The sequence below is a fragment of the Micromonospora sp. IBSANI012 genome, assembly GCF_052814045.1.
Genome location: NZ_CP199933.1, coordinates 1,562,400 through 1,579,306 on the forward strand (window position 1 = coordinate 1,562,400; position 16,907 = coordinate 1,579,306).

Below are 16,907 nucleotides of genomic sequence, written 5' to 3' on the forward strand. Positions count from 1 at the left end.
GTCTGGCAGGCTGGGGCGGTGACCGTCTACACCCCTCGCCGCGCGGCCCGGGTGCTGCTCGTCGACGCGGGCGGCCGGGTGCTGCTCTTCAGCGGCTGGGACCCGTCCCGCCCCGAGCACCGGTACTGGTTCACCCCCGGCGGCGGGCTCGACCCGGGAGAGACGCCCGCCCAGGCCGCCGCCCGGGAGCTGGGCGAGGAGACCGGGCTGCGGCTGGACCCGGGCGCGCTGGGCGCGCCGGTCTGGTCCGAGACGGTCGAGTTCCCCTTCGACGGCGTCTGGTACCGGCAGGAGCAGGAGTTCTTCCTGGTCCGGGTGGCGGGCTGGGAGGTGGACACCACGGGCTTCACCGACATCGAGCGGGCCAGCGTCTCGGGGCACCGCTGGTGGTCGGTCGACGAGCTGACCGCGACCGGCCACCGCTACTACCCGGAGGACCTGCCCGCCGTGCTGACCCGGGCCCTGACCGACCCGAGCGGGGTCGCGCCGTGCTGACGCCCCCGCGCACGGTGGTGCGCCGCGAAGGTGGTCTCTACGCCCTGGAACGGGCCCTGCAACGGCGCGGCTTCCGGCACGTCGCCGGGGCCGACGAGGCCGGTCGGGGCGCCTGCGCCGGGCCGCTGGTCGCCGCCGCCGCGGTGCTGCCCGAGGGGCGGCGCGGTGAGATCGACGGGCTGGCCGACTCCAAGCTGCTCACCCCGGCCAGCCGGGAGCGGGTGTACGAGGAGGTCGTCGCCCGCGCCCTGGCGTACGCGGTGGTGATCATCCCGGCCGAGGAGGTCGACGCCCGGGGCCTGCACGTGTGCAACCTCGCGGCGATGCGCCGGGCGCTGGCATCGCTGACCACCCGACCGGAGTACGTGCTGACCGACGGCTTCGGCGTGGACGGGCTGGACGTCCCGGGGCTGGGGGTGTGGAAGGGCGACCGGGTGGCGGCCTGCGTGGCGGCGGCCAGCGTGCTGGCCAAGGTCACCCGGGACCGGCTCATGGTGGAGCTGGACGGGCAGTACCCGGGCTACGGCTTCGCCGAGCACAAGGGGTACATCACGCCCGAGCACAGCGAGGCGCTGCGCGAGCGCGGCCCCTGCGTGGAGCACCGTTTCTCGTACGTCAACGTGGCCGCCGTGTCCGGCCGCGCCGGCCGTCCGCCGCGGTCCCGACGCCCCGTCGTCGGGCCCGCGTCCGAGCCGATGGAGCGCTTCGACGCGTCAGGGGGTACCGTCGGCGTGGCGTTGGGCGAGCAGCCTCGGCCTCCGGCGCCGGTGGGGGAAGATGTGGTCATGGAAGGCGGAGTGCGATGAGCGCGGAAGATCTCGAGAAGTACGAGACCGAGATGGAGCTGCAGCTCTACCGGGAGTACCGCGACATTGTCCGCCAGTTCTCCTACGTGGTGGAGACGGAACGCCGCTTCTACCTCGCCAACCAGGTCGACCTGCACGTGCGCAACTCCGACGGCGAGGTCTACTTCGAGGTCGAGATGCACGACGCCTGGGTGTGGGACATGTACCGCCCTGCCCGGTTCGTGAAGAACGTCCGGGTGATGACCTTCAAGGACGTCAACGTCGAGGAGCTGGAGAAGCCCGACATCTCCCTCCCCGCCGACTCCGGCTTCGGCGGCTGACGCACCGCTCCTCCCGCCGGCATCCCCCACCCGCCGGCCCGCGCGACCTCTTCCCCCGGCCCTACCGCCTGCCTGGGGTCACCACCACCGTGTGCGTTCGGCGGCACTGACGCCGGGGCCGCCGCCTCGCGGGTCAGTCCGCGAGGACCGCGACCTCGACCCGCTGGACCAGGTTGTTGGCGAACCCGCCCCGGTTCCACGGCTGCTCGACAGGCTGGGTCCGCCCCGACGCGTCGGTGGCCCGGGCGCCGAGGACGTACCGGCCCGGCTGCGGCGACCACTCGTACCGCCAGCGCCGCCAGGACCAGTCCCCGCCGCGCGGCGGGTCCACGATGGCCGGTGCCCAGGTGGCCCCGCCGTCGGTGGTCACCTCCACCGAGGTGATCGGCGCGTGCCCGGACCAGGCCCGACCGTCCACCGTGCACAGGCCGGGACGCAGCACCCGGGTGCGGGTCATGAAGTCCGGGAACCCCGGCGGGCGGACCAGGGCGCGCGGCTCGATCCGGGTCACCGGCTCGCCCGGGTCGTCCGCGTCCCGGCGCAGCCGGTAGGCCACCGCGTTCTGGTAGCCGCCGAACTCCTCGGTCAGCACGGTGATGCTGCGCAGCCACTTCACGTGTGCCATGCCGTACCAGCCGGGCACGATCAGCCGCAGCGGCGCGCCGTGCTGCGGCAGCAGGGGAGCGCCGTTCATCTCGTACGCCAGCAGCACCTCCTCCCGCAGCGCGTCGCCGACCGGGAGGGCCCGCTGGTAGTCCTGCTCGACACCGCGCTCGACGCCGTGGTCGGCCCCGGTGAAGACCACGTCGACCGCCTCGGGCGCGATGCCGGCCTCACGCAGCAGCGGCGCGAGCGGGGTGCCGGTCCACTCGGCGTTGCCGACCGCCTCCACCAGCCAGGGCTGGCTCACCGGCCGCGGGTGCAGCAGCGCCCGGCCGTTGCCGGCGCACTCCAGCGTCACCTGCCGGGTCACCCGGGGGCGCGAGCGCAGCTCGTCCAGCCCGAGGATGAGCGGCAGGCGTACCGCCCCGTCGACGGTCAGCGCGTGGCCGGCCGGGTCGACGTCCGGAATGTCGTAGTGGATCAGCAGGTAGTGCAGGCCGGCCGGGGTGACGTCGTAGCGCAACGCCTCCAGCGGGATGCCGTGGTTGCGGGCGGCCAGTTGCAGCTCCTCGGCGCTGATCGCCTCGTCCGGCCCGGCCACCCGGGAGGGGCGGCTCACATCGTCCACGCTGGTCACGGCGGCCTCCCCGGTCTCTACCCTCGGCGCGTGGGCCCAGCCTAGTCGCCGCGCCGGTCCACCGGTCCGATGCCGGCGCGGCTGGCTCCGCCCCCGTCGCCTAGCAGATCGACTCGATTGGTGGGCGTTGTCCACAGGGCGGCCCGTCGTCCACAGCGGACGCGCTGTCCGGTTCGGCCGGTGGCCGGTGCGGGCATGCTGCGGACATGCGGAGAGCACTGCGGGCGGTGACGGTGTGGTGGGCGGTCCTGCTGGTCCTCGGCCCGCCGGGCGCCGTCGTCGCGGCGACCCCCGGATCGGGGGCTGACCGGGCGGGCGACGTCCGGCTCGTCGCACCGCCGGCCGCCACAGCCACCCGTGCCGCGTCGCCCTCCCCGTCCGGCGGAGCGGTCGACCGCCGAACGCCCCCGAAAATCGCAGCGGCGCGGGCCACCCTCGGTGCGGCGGCCGGTGCGTCGGCCTTCCGGTGGCCGCTCGACGGCCCGCCCCGCCCGGTGCGGCGTTTCGACCCGCCGCCCCGACCGTGGCTGCCCGGTCATCGCGGGGTCGACCTGGCCGCCGCCGCGGGAGCGACCGTGCGCGCGGCCGGCGCCGGGACGGTGCTCTTCGCGGGCGTGGTCGCCGGCCGGCCGGTGGTCACCGTGGGGCACGCGGCGGGCCTGCGGACCACCTACGAGCCGGTCCGACCCGAGGTACGCCCCGGCGACCCGGTCCGGCCCGGCGCGCCGCTCGGCGTGCTGCTGGCCCGGCATCCCGGCTGTCCCAGCCCGGCCTGCCTGCACTGGGGGCTGCGCCGAGGTGCGGACTACCTCGACCCGCTGGCCCTGCTCGGGCTGGGACCGGTCCGGCTGCTCCCGGTGCGCGACCCGAGCGGCCCGCTCACCGAGCGGACGGCGAGCGGCCCGCTCACCGAGCGGACGGCGAGGGCCGCCTGCCGGTGTGGTCGGCGCGAGCCGGGGTCAGGGTCGGGCGAGCAGCGGGGGCAGCCGGACCGCCAGCCGTTCGTACTCCTCGGCCGTGTTGTAGACCTGCGCGCAGAGCCGTAGCCAGCCCCGACCGTCCCAGGCCATCACCGCCACCTCGGCGGCGAGCCGCTCGGCGATCCGGCCGCCCAGGGCCCGCGCGGTGTCCAGGGTGGTGGCCACGCCCGGCGGCAGCGGCACGATCCGCATGGCGATCGCAGGTCCCCCCGGGTCCGGCAGGTCGGCCGGCGCCACCCCGAGGGCGTCCCCGACCACCCGTTGCCCGTACGCGGCCAGCGCCGCGTTGTGCGCCCGCACCCGGTCCAGGCCGAGGCTGCGCAGCGCGTAGAGCCCCGCCGGGGCGCTCAGCCAGCCCGTGTAGTCGAGGGTGGCCTGCCACTCCACGTTGCCGGGGAAGCCGGCGCCCTGCTCCCAGGAGACCACCAGCGGCTCGATCCGCTCCCGCCACTGCGGGGCGACCACCAGCACCGCGGTTCCCCGCGGGGCGAACGCCCACTTGTGCAGGTTGCCCACCCAGAAGTCCGCGCCGACGGCACCAACGTCGACCGGCAGCATGCCGGGCACGTGCGCCGCGTCCACCAGCACCGGTACGCCCCGCTCCCGGGCCACCTGGACCACGGCCGCGACCGGAAAGAGTCGGGCGGTGGCCGAGGTGAGCTGGTCGATGACGAGCAGTCGGGTGCGCCCGGGTCGCAGACCGGTGCGGACGATCTCGACGACCTCCTCGTCGGTGGCGGTCAGCGGCACCCGCAGCGCCCGGGTGCCCGCCCCGGTACGGCGGCACTCCCGCTCGATGCTGAAGCCGACCGCGCCGTACCCGTGATCGGTGGTGAGCACCTCGTCGCCGGCCCGTAGGCCGAGGGACTGGAGGACCACCGCGACGCCGGTGGTGGCGTTGCCGACCAGCGCCGTGCCGTCCGGATCGGCGCCCAGGAAGGTGGCCAGGTGCCGCCGGGTGTGGCCGATCCGGTCGGCCAGCCCCTGGGTGAAGAAGCGCAGCGGGTTGGACTCCATCTCGTCGCGCAACCGCTGCTGCGCCCGCTGCACGCTGATCGGTACCGCGCCGAACGCGCCGTGGTTGAGGTAGCTGACCGCCGGATCGAGCGAGAAGAGCAGTCGGGCCCCGGGAATCGGCTCGGGCGGCCGGGCGACGGTCACGTAGTGATCATATCCGTCGACGGATCAACCGCCGTCGGTTCGCCGTCCTCCGGCGGCAGCCCGCCCCAACGAGCAGGCACCGTGCTGCCGGCGGTTCGACCCGGTGCGGCGGCGCCGATCGGCAGCGGGTGGGTCAGGCGCGCGGGTGTGCCTGCCGGTACGCGGCCCGCAGCCGCTCGACCGAGACGTGCGTGTAGATCTGGGTGCTGCCGAGCGAGGAGTGGCCCAGCAGTTCCTGCACGGCGCGCAGGTCCGCGCCGCCCTCCAGCAGGTGCGTCGCCGCCGAGTGCCGCAGCCCGTGCGGGCTGACCCGGGGCAGGCCGAGGGACTCGGCGTACCCGGCCACGATCCGGCGCGCCGTCGTCGGGTTCAGCCGCCCGCCCCGCGCGCCGAGCAGCAGCGCCTCCCCGGAGCCGGGCACCGCCAGGGCGGGCCGCCCGGAGCGCAGCCAGTCGTCGATCGCCCGCTGGGCCGGCACCCCGTACGGCACCGAGCGTTCCCGGCCGCCCTTGCCGAGGACACGGATCACCCGGCGACCGTGGTCGACGTCGGCGACGTCCAACCCGCACGCCTCGCTGACCCGTACCCCGGTGCCGTAGAGCAGTTCCAGCAGGACCCGGTCGCGCAGTCGCACCGGTTCGTCCTCGGGGCGGGCGGGGTCGGCTGGACCGTCCCGCCGGGTGGCCGAGTCGTCCCGGCGTCCGTCCGGGTCGGGCCCGGCCGGGTCGGTCACCTTGTGCCCGGTCGGGTCGGTGGGCCGAGTCGGATCGTCGTGTCGCGGTGCGGCGGTGCGTGCGGCCGCGCCGGGGCGGGTGCCGGCGGCGGGTCTGGTCGCTTCGGCGGGCCGGGTGCCGCCGGCACGCCGATCGGGCGCCTCCACGAGGGCGGCGGCCTGGTCGGCCCGGAGCACGGTGGGCAGGTCGCGGTGGGCCCGGGGGCTGGACAGCGGAGCCGCCACGTCGGTGGGGAGCACGTCCGCGCGGTGCGCCCAGGCGCTGAAGGTGCGCGCCGCCGCCGCCCGCCGGGCCAGTGACGTCCGGGCCGCGCCCACCGTGCGCTGCCGGGCCAGCCAGCTGCGCAGCACCGTCAGGTCCAGCTCGGCGGGTGCGGAGCAGCCCATCCGTACCGCGTGGTCGAGCAGCGAGACCACATCGGCCACGTACGCCCGCACGGTGTGCGCGGATCGGTTGCGCACCCGGGCCAGGTGGTCGGCGAAGTCGTCCACGGCCTCCCGCATGGCCGGTGGCAGCGCCTCGTGGGTGGTCCGGGTGGCCCGCGCGCCGCCCGTCATCGCCCCGCCCGTGCAGTCGACGGGCAGGCCGGAGCGGGAAGGCGTGGCACCGCATGACGTCCGCCTGGCATGGGCTCAGCGTAAGCGCGCGCCGGGCGGTCGGCAGAACGCTGCGCATCGACACGACGCTGCGCGAGGACGCCCACCGGCCCAGCCGTTCCGTCCCACAGGCGCGGCGTGGACAAAGAAGACCTGACCTTGGCGCGGCGGCACGCCGTCGGTGCTGGCCGGTGGTGGCGTGGACGGGGAGACTGGAGGCAGGGACGGCGCGTGCGCCGTCGCCCGGTTGCCTCGGCGGGGGACGCCGACGGGAGGAGGGGACCGCTCATGGGCCTGGACGTCGTCCTCTACCGGCTGGTCCGTGGCGGCCCGGGCCGCCGGCCGTCCTCGGTCGCGGCGCAGGTGGTGCCCGACCCCGACGACCTGCTGCTCGACCTGCTGAAGCGGGGGCGGGGCGGCGGACGCACCCCGACGCTGGACCGGGTCGACCCGCTCGGTGAGCTGGTGGTCGGGGCGGAGCGGGCACCCCAGCTCCTGACCGAACTGGACTGCCTGGTCGAGGCCGCCCGCACTCCGGCCGAGACCGCGCAGGTGCGGCGGGTCGCGGTGCTGGTCCGCCGGTGCGTACGCGAGCGTGACCTGGAGATCCGGTTCGAGGGGGACTGAACCCGGTCAGCGTTTGGCCTCTCGCCCCCGACCGGCGGGGGCGCGCGCCGACGTGGCAGGTCGCGCCAGGGCGTACCCGCCGTCCCGGCGGAGCACCATCGCCAGCTCCTCCAGCAGGGAGAGCTTCCGCATCGCCGTCCGTACGTCGACCCCGGCCCGTGCGGCGAGCGCGTCGAGCCCGACCACCCCGCGCCGGGGCAGCGACTCCAGCACCATGGTCGCCTCGTCGTCGAGCAGGTCGCTCGGGCGCTCTGGCCCTCGTGTAAGCGGGGCCAGGTCGGTCCCGATCCGGCCGACCTCCTCCAGCACGTGCGGCACCCCGGTCACCAGCCGCGCGGCCGGCTGGTCCCGCAGCACCTCATGCGCCCCGACCGACATCGCCGAGGTGACCGGGCCCGGCACCACCATCGCCCGCCGGCCCATCGCGATCGCCCGGTTCACCGTCTGCGTGGCACCGCTGCGGGCCGCCGCCTCCACCAGCACCGTTCCCCGGGTGGCGGCGGCGATCACCCGGTTGCGGATCAGGAACCTCGGCCGCAGCGGGTCGGCACCGGGCATCCACTCGCTCACCAGCAGCCCGGTCTCGGCGATCCGATCGAACAGGGCGGCGTTGCCCATCGGGTACGGCCGGTCGACGCCGCAGGCCAGCACGGCCACCGTCAGCCCGCCGGCGGTCAACGCGCCCCGGTGCGCCGCCGCGTCGATGCCGAACGCCCCGCCGGAGACCACCGTCCAGTCCCGCTCGGCCAGTCCGTACCCGATCTCGGTGGCGACGTGCAGGCCGTACCCGGTGGCGGCCCGCGCGCCGACCACCGCGACGGAGCGGTCCAGCGCCTCGCCGAGCGGCCAGCCCCCGCGTACCCAGAAGCAGAGCGGCGGGGCGGTCTCCAGGTCGACCCGCCGGCTCGTTCCGGACAGCACCAGCCGGTGCAGGTCGTCGAGGCGGGCGGGCCACTCCTCGTCCTCCGGGGTGAGGACGCGGGCACCGATCCGCTCGGTGCGGGCGAGCGCGTCGGCGGCGACGGCGCGTGCGTCCTCGGCACCCGTGCGCGCCGTCACCGCCGTCCGCAGGCTCGCCTCCGGCGCGCCCCCGTCGAGCAGCAGGTCCAGCGCCGCCACCGGGCCGAGCTGCTGGACCAGCCGGTGCACCGACCGGGTGCCCGGCTCGGTGAGCCAGGTCAGCGCCACCCGGGCCAGCAGCCGCTCCTCGCTGGTGCTCATGCTCCCTCTCCCGTCCTGAGTTGGATGGCCTCCAACACGTCCTCGCGCTGCGGCCTGGCCCGTCCGTCGAGGTCCGCGATGGTCCAGGCCAGCCGGATGATCCGGTCGAAGCCACGGGCCGAGACGGCCCCCGAGTCCAGCCGGCCGCGCAGCTCGGCGGTGTCCCGCGCGGGCAGCCGCCAGGGCGGCCGTCGCAGGTACGGTCCGGGGATCTCGGCGTTGAGCCCGCGGCCCACCGGAGCCCAGCGCACCGCCGCGGCCTGCCGAGCCGTGGCGACCCGGGCCGCCACAGTTGCTGAGGACTCGCTGGCCACGGCCGCCTCCATCAGTTCCGCCGCCCGCACCGGCAGCAGTTTCACCTGCACGTCGATCCGGTCCAGCAACGGCCCGGAGAGCCGGCCCAGGTACCGCCGCCGGGCCAGCGGGCTGCACTCGCAGTACGCGTCGCCGGCCGGCTTCGCGCACGGGCAGGGATTGGCGGCCAGCACCAACTGGCTGCGGGCCGGGTACTCGGTGCCGCCCCCGCTGCGGGCCAGCTGGATCCGGCCGTGCTCCAGCGGTTGCCGCAGCGCCTCCAGCGCGCCCTTGCTGAACTCGGGCGCCTCGTCGAGGAAGAGCACGCCGCGGTGCGCCAGCGAGACGGCCCCCGGCCGGGCCAGCCCGGACCCGCCGCCGACCAGGGAGGGGATGGTCGCCGTGTGGTGCGGGGCCTGGAACGGCGGCCGGCGCAGCAGCCGGCCGCCCGGCGGGAGCAGTCCGGCGATCGAGTGCAGCGCGGTCACCTCCAGCGCGGCGGCGTCGTCCAGCTCGGGCAGGATCGAGGGGAGCCGCTCGGCGAGCATGGTCTTGCCCGCGCCGGGCGGCCCCAGCAGGGCGAGGTGGTGCCCGCCCGCGGCGGCCACCTCCAGCGCCCGCCGGCCCAGCGCCTGCCCCGCCACCTCGGCCAGGTCCGGGCCGTCGACCGGGGGCGGCGCCGGCGCGGCGGGCGGCTCGATCAACGGGCTGCCGTCGCGGACGAAGCAGGCCAGCCGGTGCAGCGTGTCGACCGCCCGGACCCGGATCCCGGGGATGACCGCCGCCTCGGCGGCGTTCTCCACCGGCACGATCACCCGGTCCCGCCCGGCGCGGGCCGCGGCCGCCACCATCGGCAGCACCCCGCGTACCGGCCGGACCGTCCCGTCCAGGCCCAGTTCGCCGAGGATCACCACGCCGTCCAGCGGCACCAGGGGCAGCTCTCCGGAGCCGCCCAGCACCGCCGCCGCGATGGCCAGGTCGAAGGCGGAGCCGTACTTGGGCATCGTCGCGGGCAGCAGGTTGAGCGTGATCCGCCGGTTGGGCCAGCGCTGACCCGAGTTGACGATGGCGGCCCGTACCCGGTCGCGCGCCTCGTGCAGGGCGCTGTCGGGCAGCCCCGAGATGACCACCGCCGGCAGCCCGGCGGCCAGGTCGGCCTCCACCTCGACCAGGTGGCCGGTGACCCCGACCAGCCCCACGCTGAACACCTTGGCGTAGCTCACGCCAGCACCCCCGGCGTACGCATCAGAACGCCCCCTTGAGGTGCTCGACGCGGGCCGCGCCGGCGGCGGGCAGCCGGACCGCCAGCACGTCGAAGCGCACCTCGTCGGCGTCGACCCCGCTCTCGGCCAGCCAGCGGGCGGCGAGCCCGCGCAACCGGCGGGCCTTGGCCGGCACGACCGCCTCGGCCGGGGTGCCGTAGTCGTCGGTGCGTCTGGTCTTCACCTCGCAGAAGGCGAGCACCCGGCCGTCCCAGGCGATGATGTCGATCTCCCCGTCCGGGCAGCGCCAGTTGCGGGCGACCGGACGCAGCCCGGCCCCGATCAGGTGCCGGACCGCGCAGCGCTCGCCGTACGCGCCGACCGCCTGGTTCCGCTTCGTCATGCCGGTCAGGGTGGTCCGGCCGGCGGCGCGCCGGGGCCCGCGGCGGGCTGCCTGTGGACGACGAGCGGGCCTGTGGACGGGCGGACGATCATGGGTGCCCCGTGCTAGAGGCCCGCGTTCGCGGCCGGCCGCCGCAGGCGGGGGAGGGCTCCGCCGCCCGAAGAGGCCAGACCTGTGCCGGGAGGGACGAATGGCGCCGGTGGGGTGGGTGGCATAAGTTGCCGGACGTGGACGCACGACGGAGCTATCCCGAAGATCAGGAGTCGCGCTGGTACCCCGCCGGGCAGGAGCGCGGCTACGGCGAGCCGGAGTGGCGCGGCGCGGGCGAGTCCCGCCCCCGGGACGACGAGTACCCGACCCCCGAGCAGCGCGCCGCGGAGGAGGGCCGGTTCGCCGATCCGGGCGGCCCGGGCCGGTACGGCCAGACCGGGCGTTACGGCACGGCGGACCGGCTTGGTGACGCCAGGGGCGAGTCCGAGGGATACCGCCCGGCCCGCTCGCGCCGGGCGGGCGACCCGGACGTCTCCGGCGAGCTGCCGGGCGACCGCCCCGGCCGGCGGGCGGCCCGGGAGAGCGCCGACCCCCTCACCACCACCGGGGCTGGTCCGTTGACCTCCGCCGACCCCCTCACCACCACCGGTGCCGGGCCGCTGACCAGCGGTGTCGACCGACTCGGCGGCCCCGGGCCGGCCGGCGTGGAGGCGGGGGAGCGGCCGGATCCGGTACGGTCCGCCCCGCTGGGCGGGTACCCGATCGTCGAGCCGACCCGCCCCGCCGAGCCGGCGCACCCGCTGGAGATGCCGACCGGCCCGATGCCCCCGGTCATGCCCCGCCTGGACGGCGCGGTGGGCCCCGAGGCGGCGTACCGGCCGGCCGGCGCGCCCTCCGACGGCGTCTACCGGACCCGCCGGCCCGCGCTGGCGGTGATCCTCGGCCTGCTGGTGCTGGTCTTCGAGCTTCCCGCGCTGCGGGTGCTGGTGCACGGCCTGACCGGCGACCCGGTCTCGACGTCGCACGTCGTCGTCGGCACCTTCCTGGTCACCGGGCTGCCGATCTTCGCCGCCGGCCTGTACGGGCTGCGCACCGGCGGCCTGGCGATGGCCGACGGGGCGCGGGGCTGGCTGCGCCCGCCGACCGCCTACCTGACCGTCGGGCTGGTGCTCTTCCTCGCCGCCGCCCTCGCCGCCGGCTGACGCGGGCGCCGCCGGGCTCGCCGCCGGCTGACGCGGGCGCCGCCGCGCTCGCCGCCGGCTGACCGGGCGGGACGCCGCCGACCGACCCGAGCTGGACGGCGCCCGCCCTCCCGGCCCGGGTCGGCGCGGTGTTGAGCAGGTGCGGAGATCCCGGTCGGCGTGCCGCGTCCGAATTCGCGACCGGGGCACCGGGGCCGGCGGGTTCGCGAACCCGCCAGCCCGGCGACGCGACAGGCGCGTACACTGGTCGACTGGCGACCGCCTCGCGCGGTCGACCTCGCGCGCCCTCTCCACGGTTCGTCGTGGGGCGGCGGCCTCCCTGGTCCCGATCTTGGTCGGGTCCGTCATGGCCGACGACCGGGCGCCAGGCGTCCGGCCGCCGGCCGGACGGGACAACCAGGGACAATAGGAGTACCCACCATGGCCGTCGTGACCATGCGTCAGCTGCTGGAGAGCGGTGTCCACTTCGGGCACCAGACCCGGCGCTGGAACCCGAAGATGAAGCGCTTCATCTTCACCGAGCGCAACGGTATCTACATCATCGACCTGCGCCAGACCCTCGACTACATCGAGAAGGCCTACGAGTTCGTGCGCGGGACCGTCGCCGAGGGTGGCAGCATCCTCTTCGTCGGCACCAAGAAGCAGGCTCAGGAGGCCATCGCCGAGCAGGCGACCCGGGTCGGCCAGCCGTACGTCAACCACCGCTGGCTCGGTGGCATGCTGACCAACTTCCAGACGGTGTACAAGCGCCTTCAGCGGATGAAGGAGCTGGAGGCTCTGGGTGACCTGACCGGCACCGCCGCCGGTTACACCAAGAAGGAGACCCTGCAGCTCTTCCGCGAGAAGACCAAGCTCACCAAGACCCTCGGTGGTCTGCGGGACATGCAGAAGCTCCCGGCCGCGATCTGGGTGGTCGACACCAAGAAGGAGCACATCGCCGTCGACGAGGCCCGCAAGCTGGGCATCCCGGTGATCGCGGTGCTCGACACCAACTGCGACCCGGACGAGGTCGACTTCCCGATCCCGGGCAACGACGACGCGATCCGCTCGGCCGAGCTGCTGACCAGGGTCGTGGCCGCCGCCGTCGCCGACGGTCTGATCGCCCGCTCCGGCCGCCGCCGGGGCACCGACGAGAAGCCCGAGCCGGGCCAGGTCGGCGCCGACGAGCCGCTGGCCGAGTGGGAGCGCGAGCTGCTCGAGGAGCCGAAGAAGGCCGACGAGCAGCCGGCGCAGCAGGCTGAGCAGCCGGCCGAGCAGCCGGCGACCGCCGCCGCGGAGTGACCGCACCGCCGCTTCCCCACCGTCCGTTTTCACCGACGGTGGGGAGCGGCGGGTACGCCGGGCACATCCGGCCCGGATCCGGGTAACCGGCACCCAGACCATCCCACCCGCAGTTCCGACATCGAAGAGAGAGTCATGTCCAACTTCACCGCCGCGGACGTCAAGAAGCTCCGCGACCTCACCGGCGCCGGCATGATGGACTGCAAGAAGGCGCTGACCGAGGCCGAGGGCGACTTCGACAAGGCCGTCGAGATCCTGCGTGTCAAGGGCGCCAAGGACGTGGGCAAGCGGGCCGGCCGTACCGCTGCCAACGGCCTGGTCGCCCACTCCGGCAAGGCCCTGCTGGAGCTCAACTGCGAGACCGACTTCGTCGCCAAGACCGAGGCGTTCGTCGCCCTGGCCCAGCAGCTGGTCGAGCACGGCGAGCGCAGCGGCGTCAGCAACGCCGAGGAGCTGCTCGCCTCCGAGCTGGACGGCAAGACCGTCGCCGACCTGGTCCAGGAGCAGTCCGCCAAGATCGGCGAGAAGCTGGTGCTCAACCGCTTCGCCAAGCTGGACGGCAACGTCGCGGTCTACCTGCACCGCAAGAGCCAGGATCTGCCCCCGGCCGTCGGCGTGCTGGTGGAGTACGCCGGCCAGACCGACGAGGCCGGTGACGCCGACGCGCGTGCCGCCGCCATGCAGATCGCCGCCATGCGGCCGAAGTACCTCACCCGGGACGAGGTTCCGGCCGAGGTCGTCGAGTCCGAGCGGCGCATCGCCGAGCAGACCGCCCGCGAGGAGAACAAGCCCGAGGCGGCGCTGCCGAAGATCGTCGAGGGTCGGGTCAACGCCTTCTTCAAGGACTACGTCCTGGTCGAGCAGGCGTCGGTGGCCGACAACAAGAAGACCGTGAAGCAGGTGCTGGCCGAGGCCGGCATCGAGGTGACCCGCTTCCTGCGGTTCGAGGTCGGCCAGGCCTGAGCCGCCGGATCGGGCGTGTGACGCGCCCGAGGGCAGGGAACGTCGACGAGGAGGCCGCCGGTGTACGTGACAGGCACCGCGGCCTCCTCGTCACATAGGGTCGGCAACGGCAGTTGCGCGGTACGCGGCGCGCAGGACGTGCGCGCGGGGAAGGGCGGGGCGGATGACGCAGGTTGTGAGTGACCGGAGCCTGGGAGCGGACGACCCGACGGCGCCGCCGCCCGGGCGGGCCCGCCGGGTGGTGCTGAAGCTCTCCGGCGAGGTCTTCGGTGGCGGGGCGATCGGCGTCGACCCGGACGTCGTCCAGGCCATCGCCCGGCAGATCGCCACCGTGGTCCGCCGCGGTGTGCAGGTCTCCGTGGTGGTCGGCGGCGGCAACTTCTTCCGCGGCGCCGAGCTGCAGAAGCGCGGCATGGACCGGGCCCGGGCCGACTACATGGGCATGCTCGGCACCGTGATGAACTGCCTCGCCCTCCAGGACTTCCTGGAGAAGGAGGGCATCGAGACCCGCGTGCAGAGCGCGATCACGATGGCCCAGGTCGCCGAGCCGTACATCCCGCTGCGCGCCATCCGGCACCTGGAAAAGGGCCGCGTGGTCATCTTCGGCGCGGGCGCCGGCATGCCGTACTTCTCCACCGACACCGTCGCCGCCCAGCGCGCGCTGGAGATCCGCGCCGACGTGGTGCTGATGAGCAAGAACGGCGTCGACGGCGTCTACACCGCCGACCCCCGGATCGACCCCTCCGCCAGCAAGTTCGACTCGATCACCTTCTCCGAGGTGCTGCGCCGCAACCTGCGGGTGGCCGACGCCGCCGCGTTCAGCCTCTGCATGGAGAACGGCCTGCCGATGCTGGTCTTCGGCGCCCAGGGCGACGACACGATCATTCGTGCCGTCGGCGGCGACAAGATCGGTACCCTGATCACCGCCTGAACGGCCCGGCCGACCGCCTCGGCGGTCCTCCGATAGACAGCAGCAGAGCCCACCACGAGTAACAGAAGGAGGCGAGGAGACCGGTGATCGACGACACCCTCCTCGAGGCCGAGGAGAAGATGGACCGTGCCATCGAGCACGCCAAGGAAGAGTTCGGCGCCATCCGCACCGGCCGCGCCAACGCCGCCATGTTCTCCAAGGTCGTCATCGACTACTACGGCACCCCCACCCCGCTGCCCCAGATGGCCTCCATCGCGGTTCCCGAGCCGCGCATGGTGATCATCAAGCCGTACGACAACTCGCAGATCAACGCCATGGAGAAGGCGATCCGCGACTCCGACCTCGGCGTGAACCCGAACAACGAGGGCAACCAGCTGCGCATCCTGCTCCCCCAGATGACCGAGGAGCGCCGCCGCGAGATGATCAAGGTGGCCCGGCACAAGGGTGAGGAGGCCAAGGTGGCCATCCGCAACATCCGCCGCAAGGGCAAGGAAGAGCTGGACCGGCTCGTCAAGGACGGCGAGGTCGGCGAGGACGAGGGCCGCCGCGCCGAGAAGGAGCTCGACGACCTGACCCAGCGGTACGTCGGCAGCGTCGACGAGCTGGTCAAGCACAAGGAGACCGAGCTGCTCGAGGTGTAGCCGCCCGGACGGTTCGCCCCGTCCCGGACGCCACCGAGGCCCGCCCCCCGCACCCGGGGAGCGGGCCTCGCCTCGTTCAGCGCGGGATCCGGACGCTGCGGGCCGTCTCGGTCAGCGTCGTCCCCTGGTACGCGTCGTGCAGCTCGAACCGCACGACGGCCCGCCCCGGGTGCAGGACCGGTCGGCCCGGTAGAAGCTCATCGAGAGGCTCGTGGTGCCGCCGTCGCAGGTGATCTCGCCGGCCGCCGGCGACCGGTCGGTGCCTGGTAGTACCGTCCCTGCGCCCGGGTGCCGGTTGCCGGCTGGGCTCGTCCGCCGCCCCCGGTCGTCCCGTGCAGTAGGCTCGGCACGATTCCCGGCCACCGCGCGGTGAACGGCGGGAATCGGCCGGCCGTCGGGCCGGTCAACCGGACGGAACAGTCACGCGTGTAGGGGATGGCCTTGGTCTTGCGTCATGTGGTGGAACTCGTACCGTCGTCGCTCGGTGCGTGATGTCCCACCCCGACCCCTACGGCGGCGCCGAGCCTCGCGGCTGGGACCGCCCCGAGCGCCCGCCCGCGCTGCCCTGGCCGGAGCGTGACGTCGAGTCCACCGGCCCGTGGAACCGGCAGTCCGGCGCCGACCTGTACGCCGGGCCGCAGGCCCGCCCCCGGCCGACCGCCCGCCGGTACGACGAGCCCGCCCTCGACCCGTACGACGGGCACGGCGACCCGTACGACCGCCACGACGTCGACCGCTACGGGGCGTACGACGACAGATACGACCGGCGCGGTCCCGGGCGCCCGCCGCGCGACGACGACATGCCCACCTCCTCCCTCCCGCCGGTCCGCGACGACGACGTGCCGACCTCCCAGTTCCCCGCGGTGCGGGAGGTCTCGGAGCCGGAGCGCGACCCGCAGCGGCCCCCGGGGCGGCGCCAGCCCGGCCGGCGCCGGGCCAGCGCGGACCGGCCGGCGACCGGGCAGCCGGCGTCCAGCCGGGCCGGCCGCAACCTGCCGGCCGCGATCGGGGTGGGGCTCGGGCTCGGCGCGCTGATCCTGATTCCGCTCTTCTTCTACCTGCCGGCGTTCCTCGCCGTGGTGGCCGGCGCGATCGGCGTGGGCATCTGGGAGATGGCCCGGGCGGTACGCCGCAGCGGCGCCCACCCGCCGCTGGTGCCGTTGATCGCCGGCGGCGTGCTGATGATCGGGTTGGCCTGGTACGCCGGGCCGGACGCGCTCAGCCTGGGCCTGCTGGTCACCGTGCTGGGCACGATGATCTGGCGGCTCGGCGACGGCCCGGCAGGCTTCCAGCGGGACCTCACCGCGGCCACCCTGATCGCGGTCTACGTGCCGTTCCTCGGCGGGTTCGCGGCGCTGCTCGCGGCGGCGCCCGACGACGGGCACCTGCGGGTGCTGGCGACCCTGGTCGCCGTGGTGCTCTCCGACACCGGCGGGTACGCGGCGGGGGTGTCCTTCGGCAAGCACCCGATGGCCCCCTCGATCAGCCCGAAGAAGTCCTGGGAGGGCTTCGCCGGGTCGGTCTCGGCGGCGGCGGTCGGCAGCGCCGTGCTGATCTGGCTGCTCTTCGACGTGGCGCCGTGGTGGGGCGCGCTGTTCGGGGTCGCGGTCTCCGTCGCGGCGGTCCTCGGCGACCTCGGCGAGTCCATGATCAAGCGTGACCTGGGCGTGAAGGACATGAGCAACCTGCTGCCCGGGCACGGCGGCCTGATGGACCGGCTCGACTCGATCCTCTTCGCCGTCCCCACCGCGTACCTGCTCCTGGCGGTCTTCGTGCCGGTGGTGAGCTGAGGCATGAATCACGCCCGGCAGACCGTGTC

General features: G+C 74.9%; 16 protein-coding genes and 1 pseudogene. 11 read left to right on the top strand and 6 right to left on the bottom strand.

The genetic code is table 11. The features are described from left to right. Nucleotides 1–18 precede the first annotated feature (18 nt). The 3 genes from ACTWM8_RS07400 to ACTWM8_RS07410 are packed head-to-tail and all read left to right on the top strand — an operon-like array spanning nt 19 to nt 1,621. Nucleotides 19–495, top strand: a complete 477-nt coding sequence (locus ACTWM8_RS07400; protein ID WP_446213158.1) for an NUDIX hydrolase — start codon at nt 19–21, stop codon at nt 493–495. Next, entirely contained in the window at nt 489–1,301 is an 813-nt protein-coding gene (locus ACTWM8_RS07405) for a ribonuclease HII (RefSeq protein ID WP_446213159.1), read from the top strand. Before ACTWM8_RS07400 ends, ACTWM8_RS07405 begins: the two co-directional genes overlap by 7 nt. Next, nucleotides 1,298–1,621 carry a DUF2469 domain-containing protein gene (locus ACTWM8_RS07410; protein WP_007075222.1) on the top strand — a complete coding sequence of 108 codons (324 nt, stop codon included), beginning with the start codon at nt 1,298–1,300 and terminating at the stop codon, nt 1,619–1,621. The genes ACTWM8_RS07405 and ACTWM8_RS07410 overlap by 4 nt, the downstream gene beginning before the upstream one ends. Before the next feature lie 133 nt (nt 1,622–1,754). Here ACTWM8_RS07410 and ACTWM8_RS07415 read toward each other — a convergent pair whose 3' ends face one another. Continuing rightward, nucleotides 1,755–2,861, bottom strand: a complete 1,107-nt coding sequence (locus ACTWM8_RS07415; RefSeq protein WP_446213160.1) for a sulfite oxidase — start codon at nt 2,859–2,861, stop codon at nt 1,755–1,757. Nucleotides 2,862–3,067: 206 nt separating this feature from the next. Between ACTWM8_RS07415 and ACTWM8_RS07420 the strand changes: the two are divergent. Next, nucleotides 3,068–3,721: pseudogene (locus tag ACTWM8_RS07420) on the top strand (peptidoglycan DD-metalloendopeptidase family protein); the annotation flags it as partial. 99 nt (nt 3,722–3,820) lie between these two features. On the opposite strand, the gene ACTWM8_RS07425 reads toward ACTWM8_RS07420, so the two are convergent. Together ACTWM8_RS07425 and ACTWM8_RS07430 are read right to left on the bottom strand one after the other, a co-directional pair. Then, a complete protein-coding gene (locus ACTWM8_RS07425) occupies nt 3,821–5,002 on the bottom strand; it encodes an aminotransferase class V-fold PLP-dependent enzyme (RefSeq protein ID WP_446213161.1) in 1,182 nt (393 codons plus the stop codon). A 133-nt stretch (nt 5,003–5,135) separates the two neighbouring features. Further along, nucleotides 5,136–6,293: a tyrosine-type recombinase/integrase gene (locus tag ACTWM8_RS07430; RefSeq protein WP_446213162.1), complete on the bottom strand. Its 1,158-nt coding sequence runs from the start codon at nt 6,291–6,293 to the stop codon at nt 5,136–5,138. A gap of 327 nt (nt 6,294–6,620) precedes the next feature. Here ACTWM8_RS07430 and ACTWM8_RS07435 point away from each other — a divergent pair, with 327 nt between their 5' ends. Beyond that, entirely contained in the window at nt 6,621–6,959 is a 339-nt protein-coding gene (locus tag ACTWM8_RS07435; RefSeq protein ID WP_210778190.1) for a hypothetical protein, read from the top strand. 6 nt (nt 6,960–6,965) lie between these two features. On the opposite strand, the gene ACTWM8_RS07440 is transcribed toward ACTWM8_RS07435, so the two are convergent. The 3 genes from ACTWM8_RS07440 to ACTWM8_RS07450 are packed head-to-tail and all read right to left on the bottom strand — an operon-like array spanning nt 6,966 to nt 10,079. After that, nucleotides 6,966–8,180: a DNA-processing protein DprA gene (locus tag ACTWM8_RS07440; protein ID WP_446213163.1), complete on the bottom strand. Its 1,215-nt coding sequence runs from the start codon at nt 8,178–8,180 to the stop codon at nt 6,966–6,968. Next, nucleotides 8,177–9,697, bottom strand: a complete 1,521-nt coding sequence (locus ACTWM8_RS07445) for a YifB family Mg chelatase-like AAA ATPase (RefSeq protein WP_446213164.1) — start codon at nt 9,695–9,697, stop codon at nt 8,177–8,179. The genes ACTWM8_RS07440 and ACTWM8_RS07445 overlap by 4 nt, the downstream gene beginning before the upstream one ends. A 22-nt stretch (nt 9,698–9,719) precedes the next feature. After that, entirely contained in the window at nt 9,720–10,079 is a 360-nt protein-coding gene (locus ACTWM8_RS07450) for a YraN family protein (RefSeq protein WP_238450532.1), read from the bottom strand. Between the two features lie 218 nt (nt 10,080–10,297). Between ACTWM8_RS07450 and ACTWM8_RS07455 the strand changes: the two genes are divergently transcribed. The 6 genes from ACTWM8_RS07455 to ACTWM8_RS07480 all read left to right on the top strand — a co-directional run bounded on the left by ACTWM8_RS07455 (nt 10,298) and on the right by ACTWM8_RS07480 (nt 16,878). Further along, a complete protein-coding gene (locus ACTWM8_RS07455) occupies nt 10,298–11,272 on the top strand; it encodes a hypothetical protein (RefSeq protein ID WP_446213165.1) in 975 nt (324 codons plus the stop codon). 420 nt (nt 11,273–11,692) lie between these two features. After that, nucleotides 11,693–12,553, top strand: a complete 861-nt coding sequence (rpsB, locus tag ACTWM8_RS07460; RefSeq protein ID WP_154943482.1) for a 30S ribosomal protein S2 — start codon at nt 11,693–11,695, stop codon at nt 12,551–12,553. A 135-nt stretch (nt 12,554–12,688) separates the two neighbouring features. After that, nucleotides 12,689–13,516 (top strand): translation elongation factor Ts, encoded by an 828-nt coding sequence (gene tsf, locus ACTWM8_RS07465; protein ID WP_446213166.1) that lies wholly within the window; start codon nt 12,689–12,691, stop codon nt 13,514–13,516. A 163-nt stretch (nt 13,517–13,679) separates the two neighbouring features. Continuing rightward, nucleotides 13,680–14,447, top strand: a complete 768-nt coding sequence (gene pyrH, locus ACTWM8_RS07470; RefSeq protein ID WP_088963482.1) for a UMP kinase — start codon at nt 13,680–13,682, stop codon at nt 14,445–14,447. Between the two features lie 83 nt (nt 14,448–14,530). After that, entirely contained in the window at nt 14,531–15,088 is a 558-nt protein-coding gene (gene frr / locus ACTWM8_RS07475) for a ribosome recycling factor (RefSeq protein WP_446213167.1), read from the top strand. 491 nt (nt 15,089–15,579) lie between these two features. Then, nucleotides 15,580–16,878 carry a phosphatidate cytidylyltransferase gene (locus tag ACTWM8_RS07480; RefSeq protein ID WP_446213168.1) on the top strand — a complete coding sequence of 433 codons (1,299 nt, stop codon included), beginning with the start codon at nt 15,580–15,582 and terminating at the stop codon, nt 16,876–16,878. The last annotated feature ends 29 nt before the right edge of the window (nt 16,879–16,907 follow it).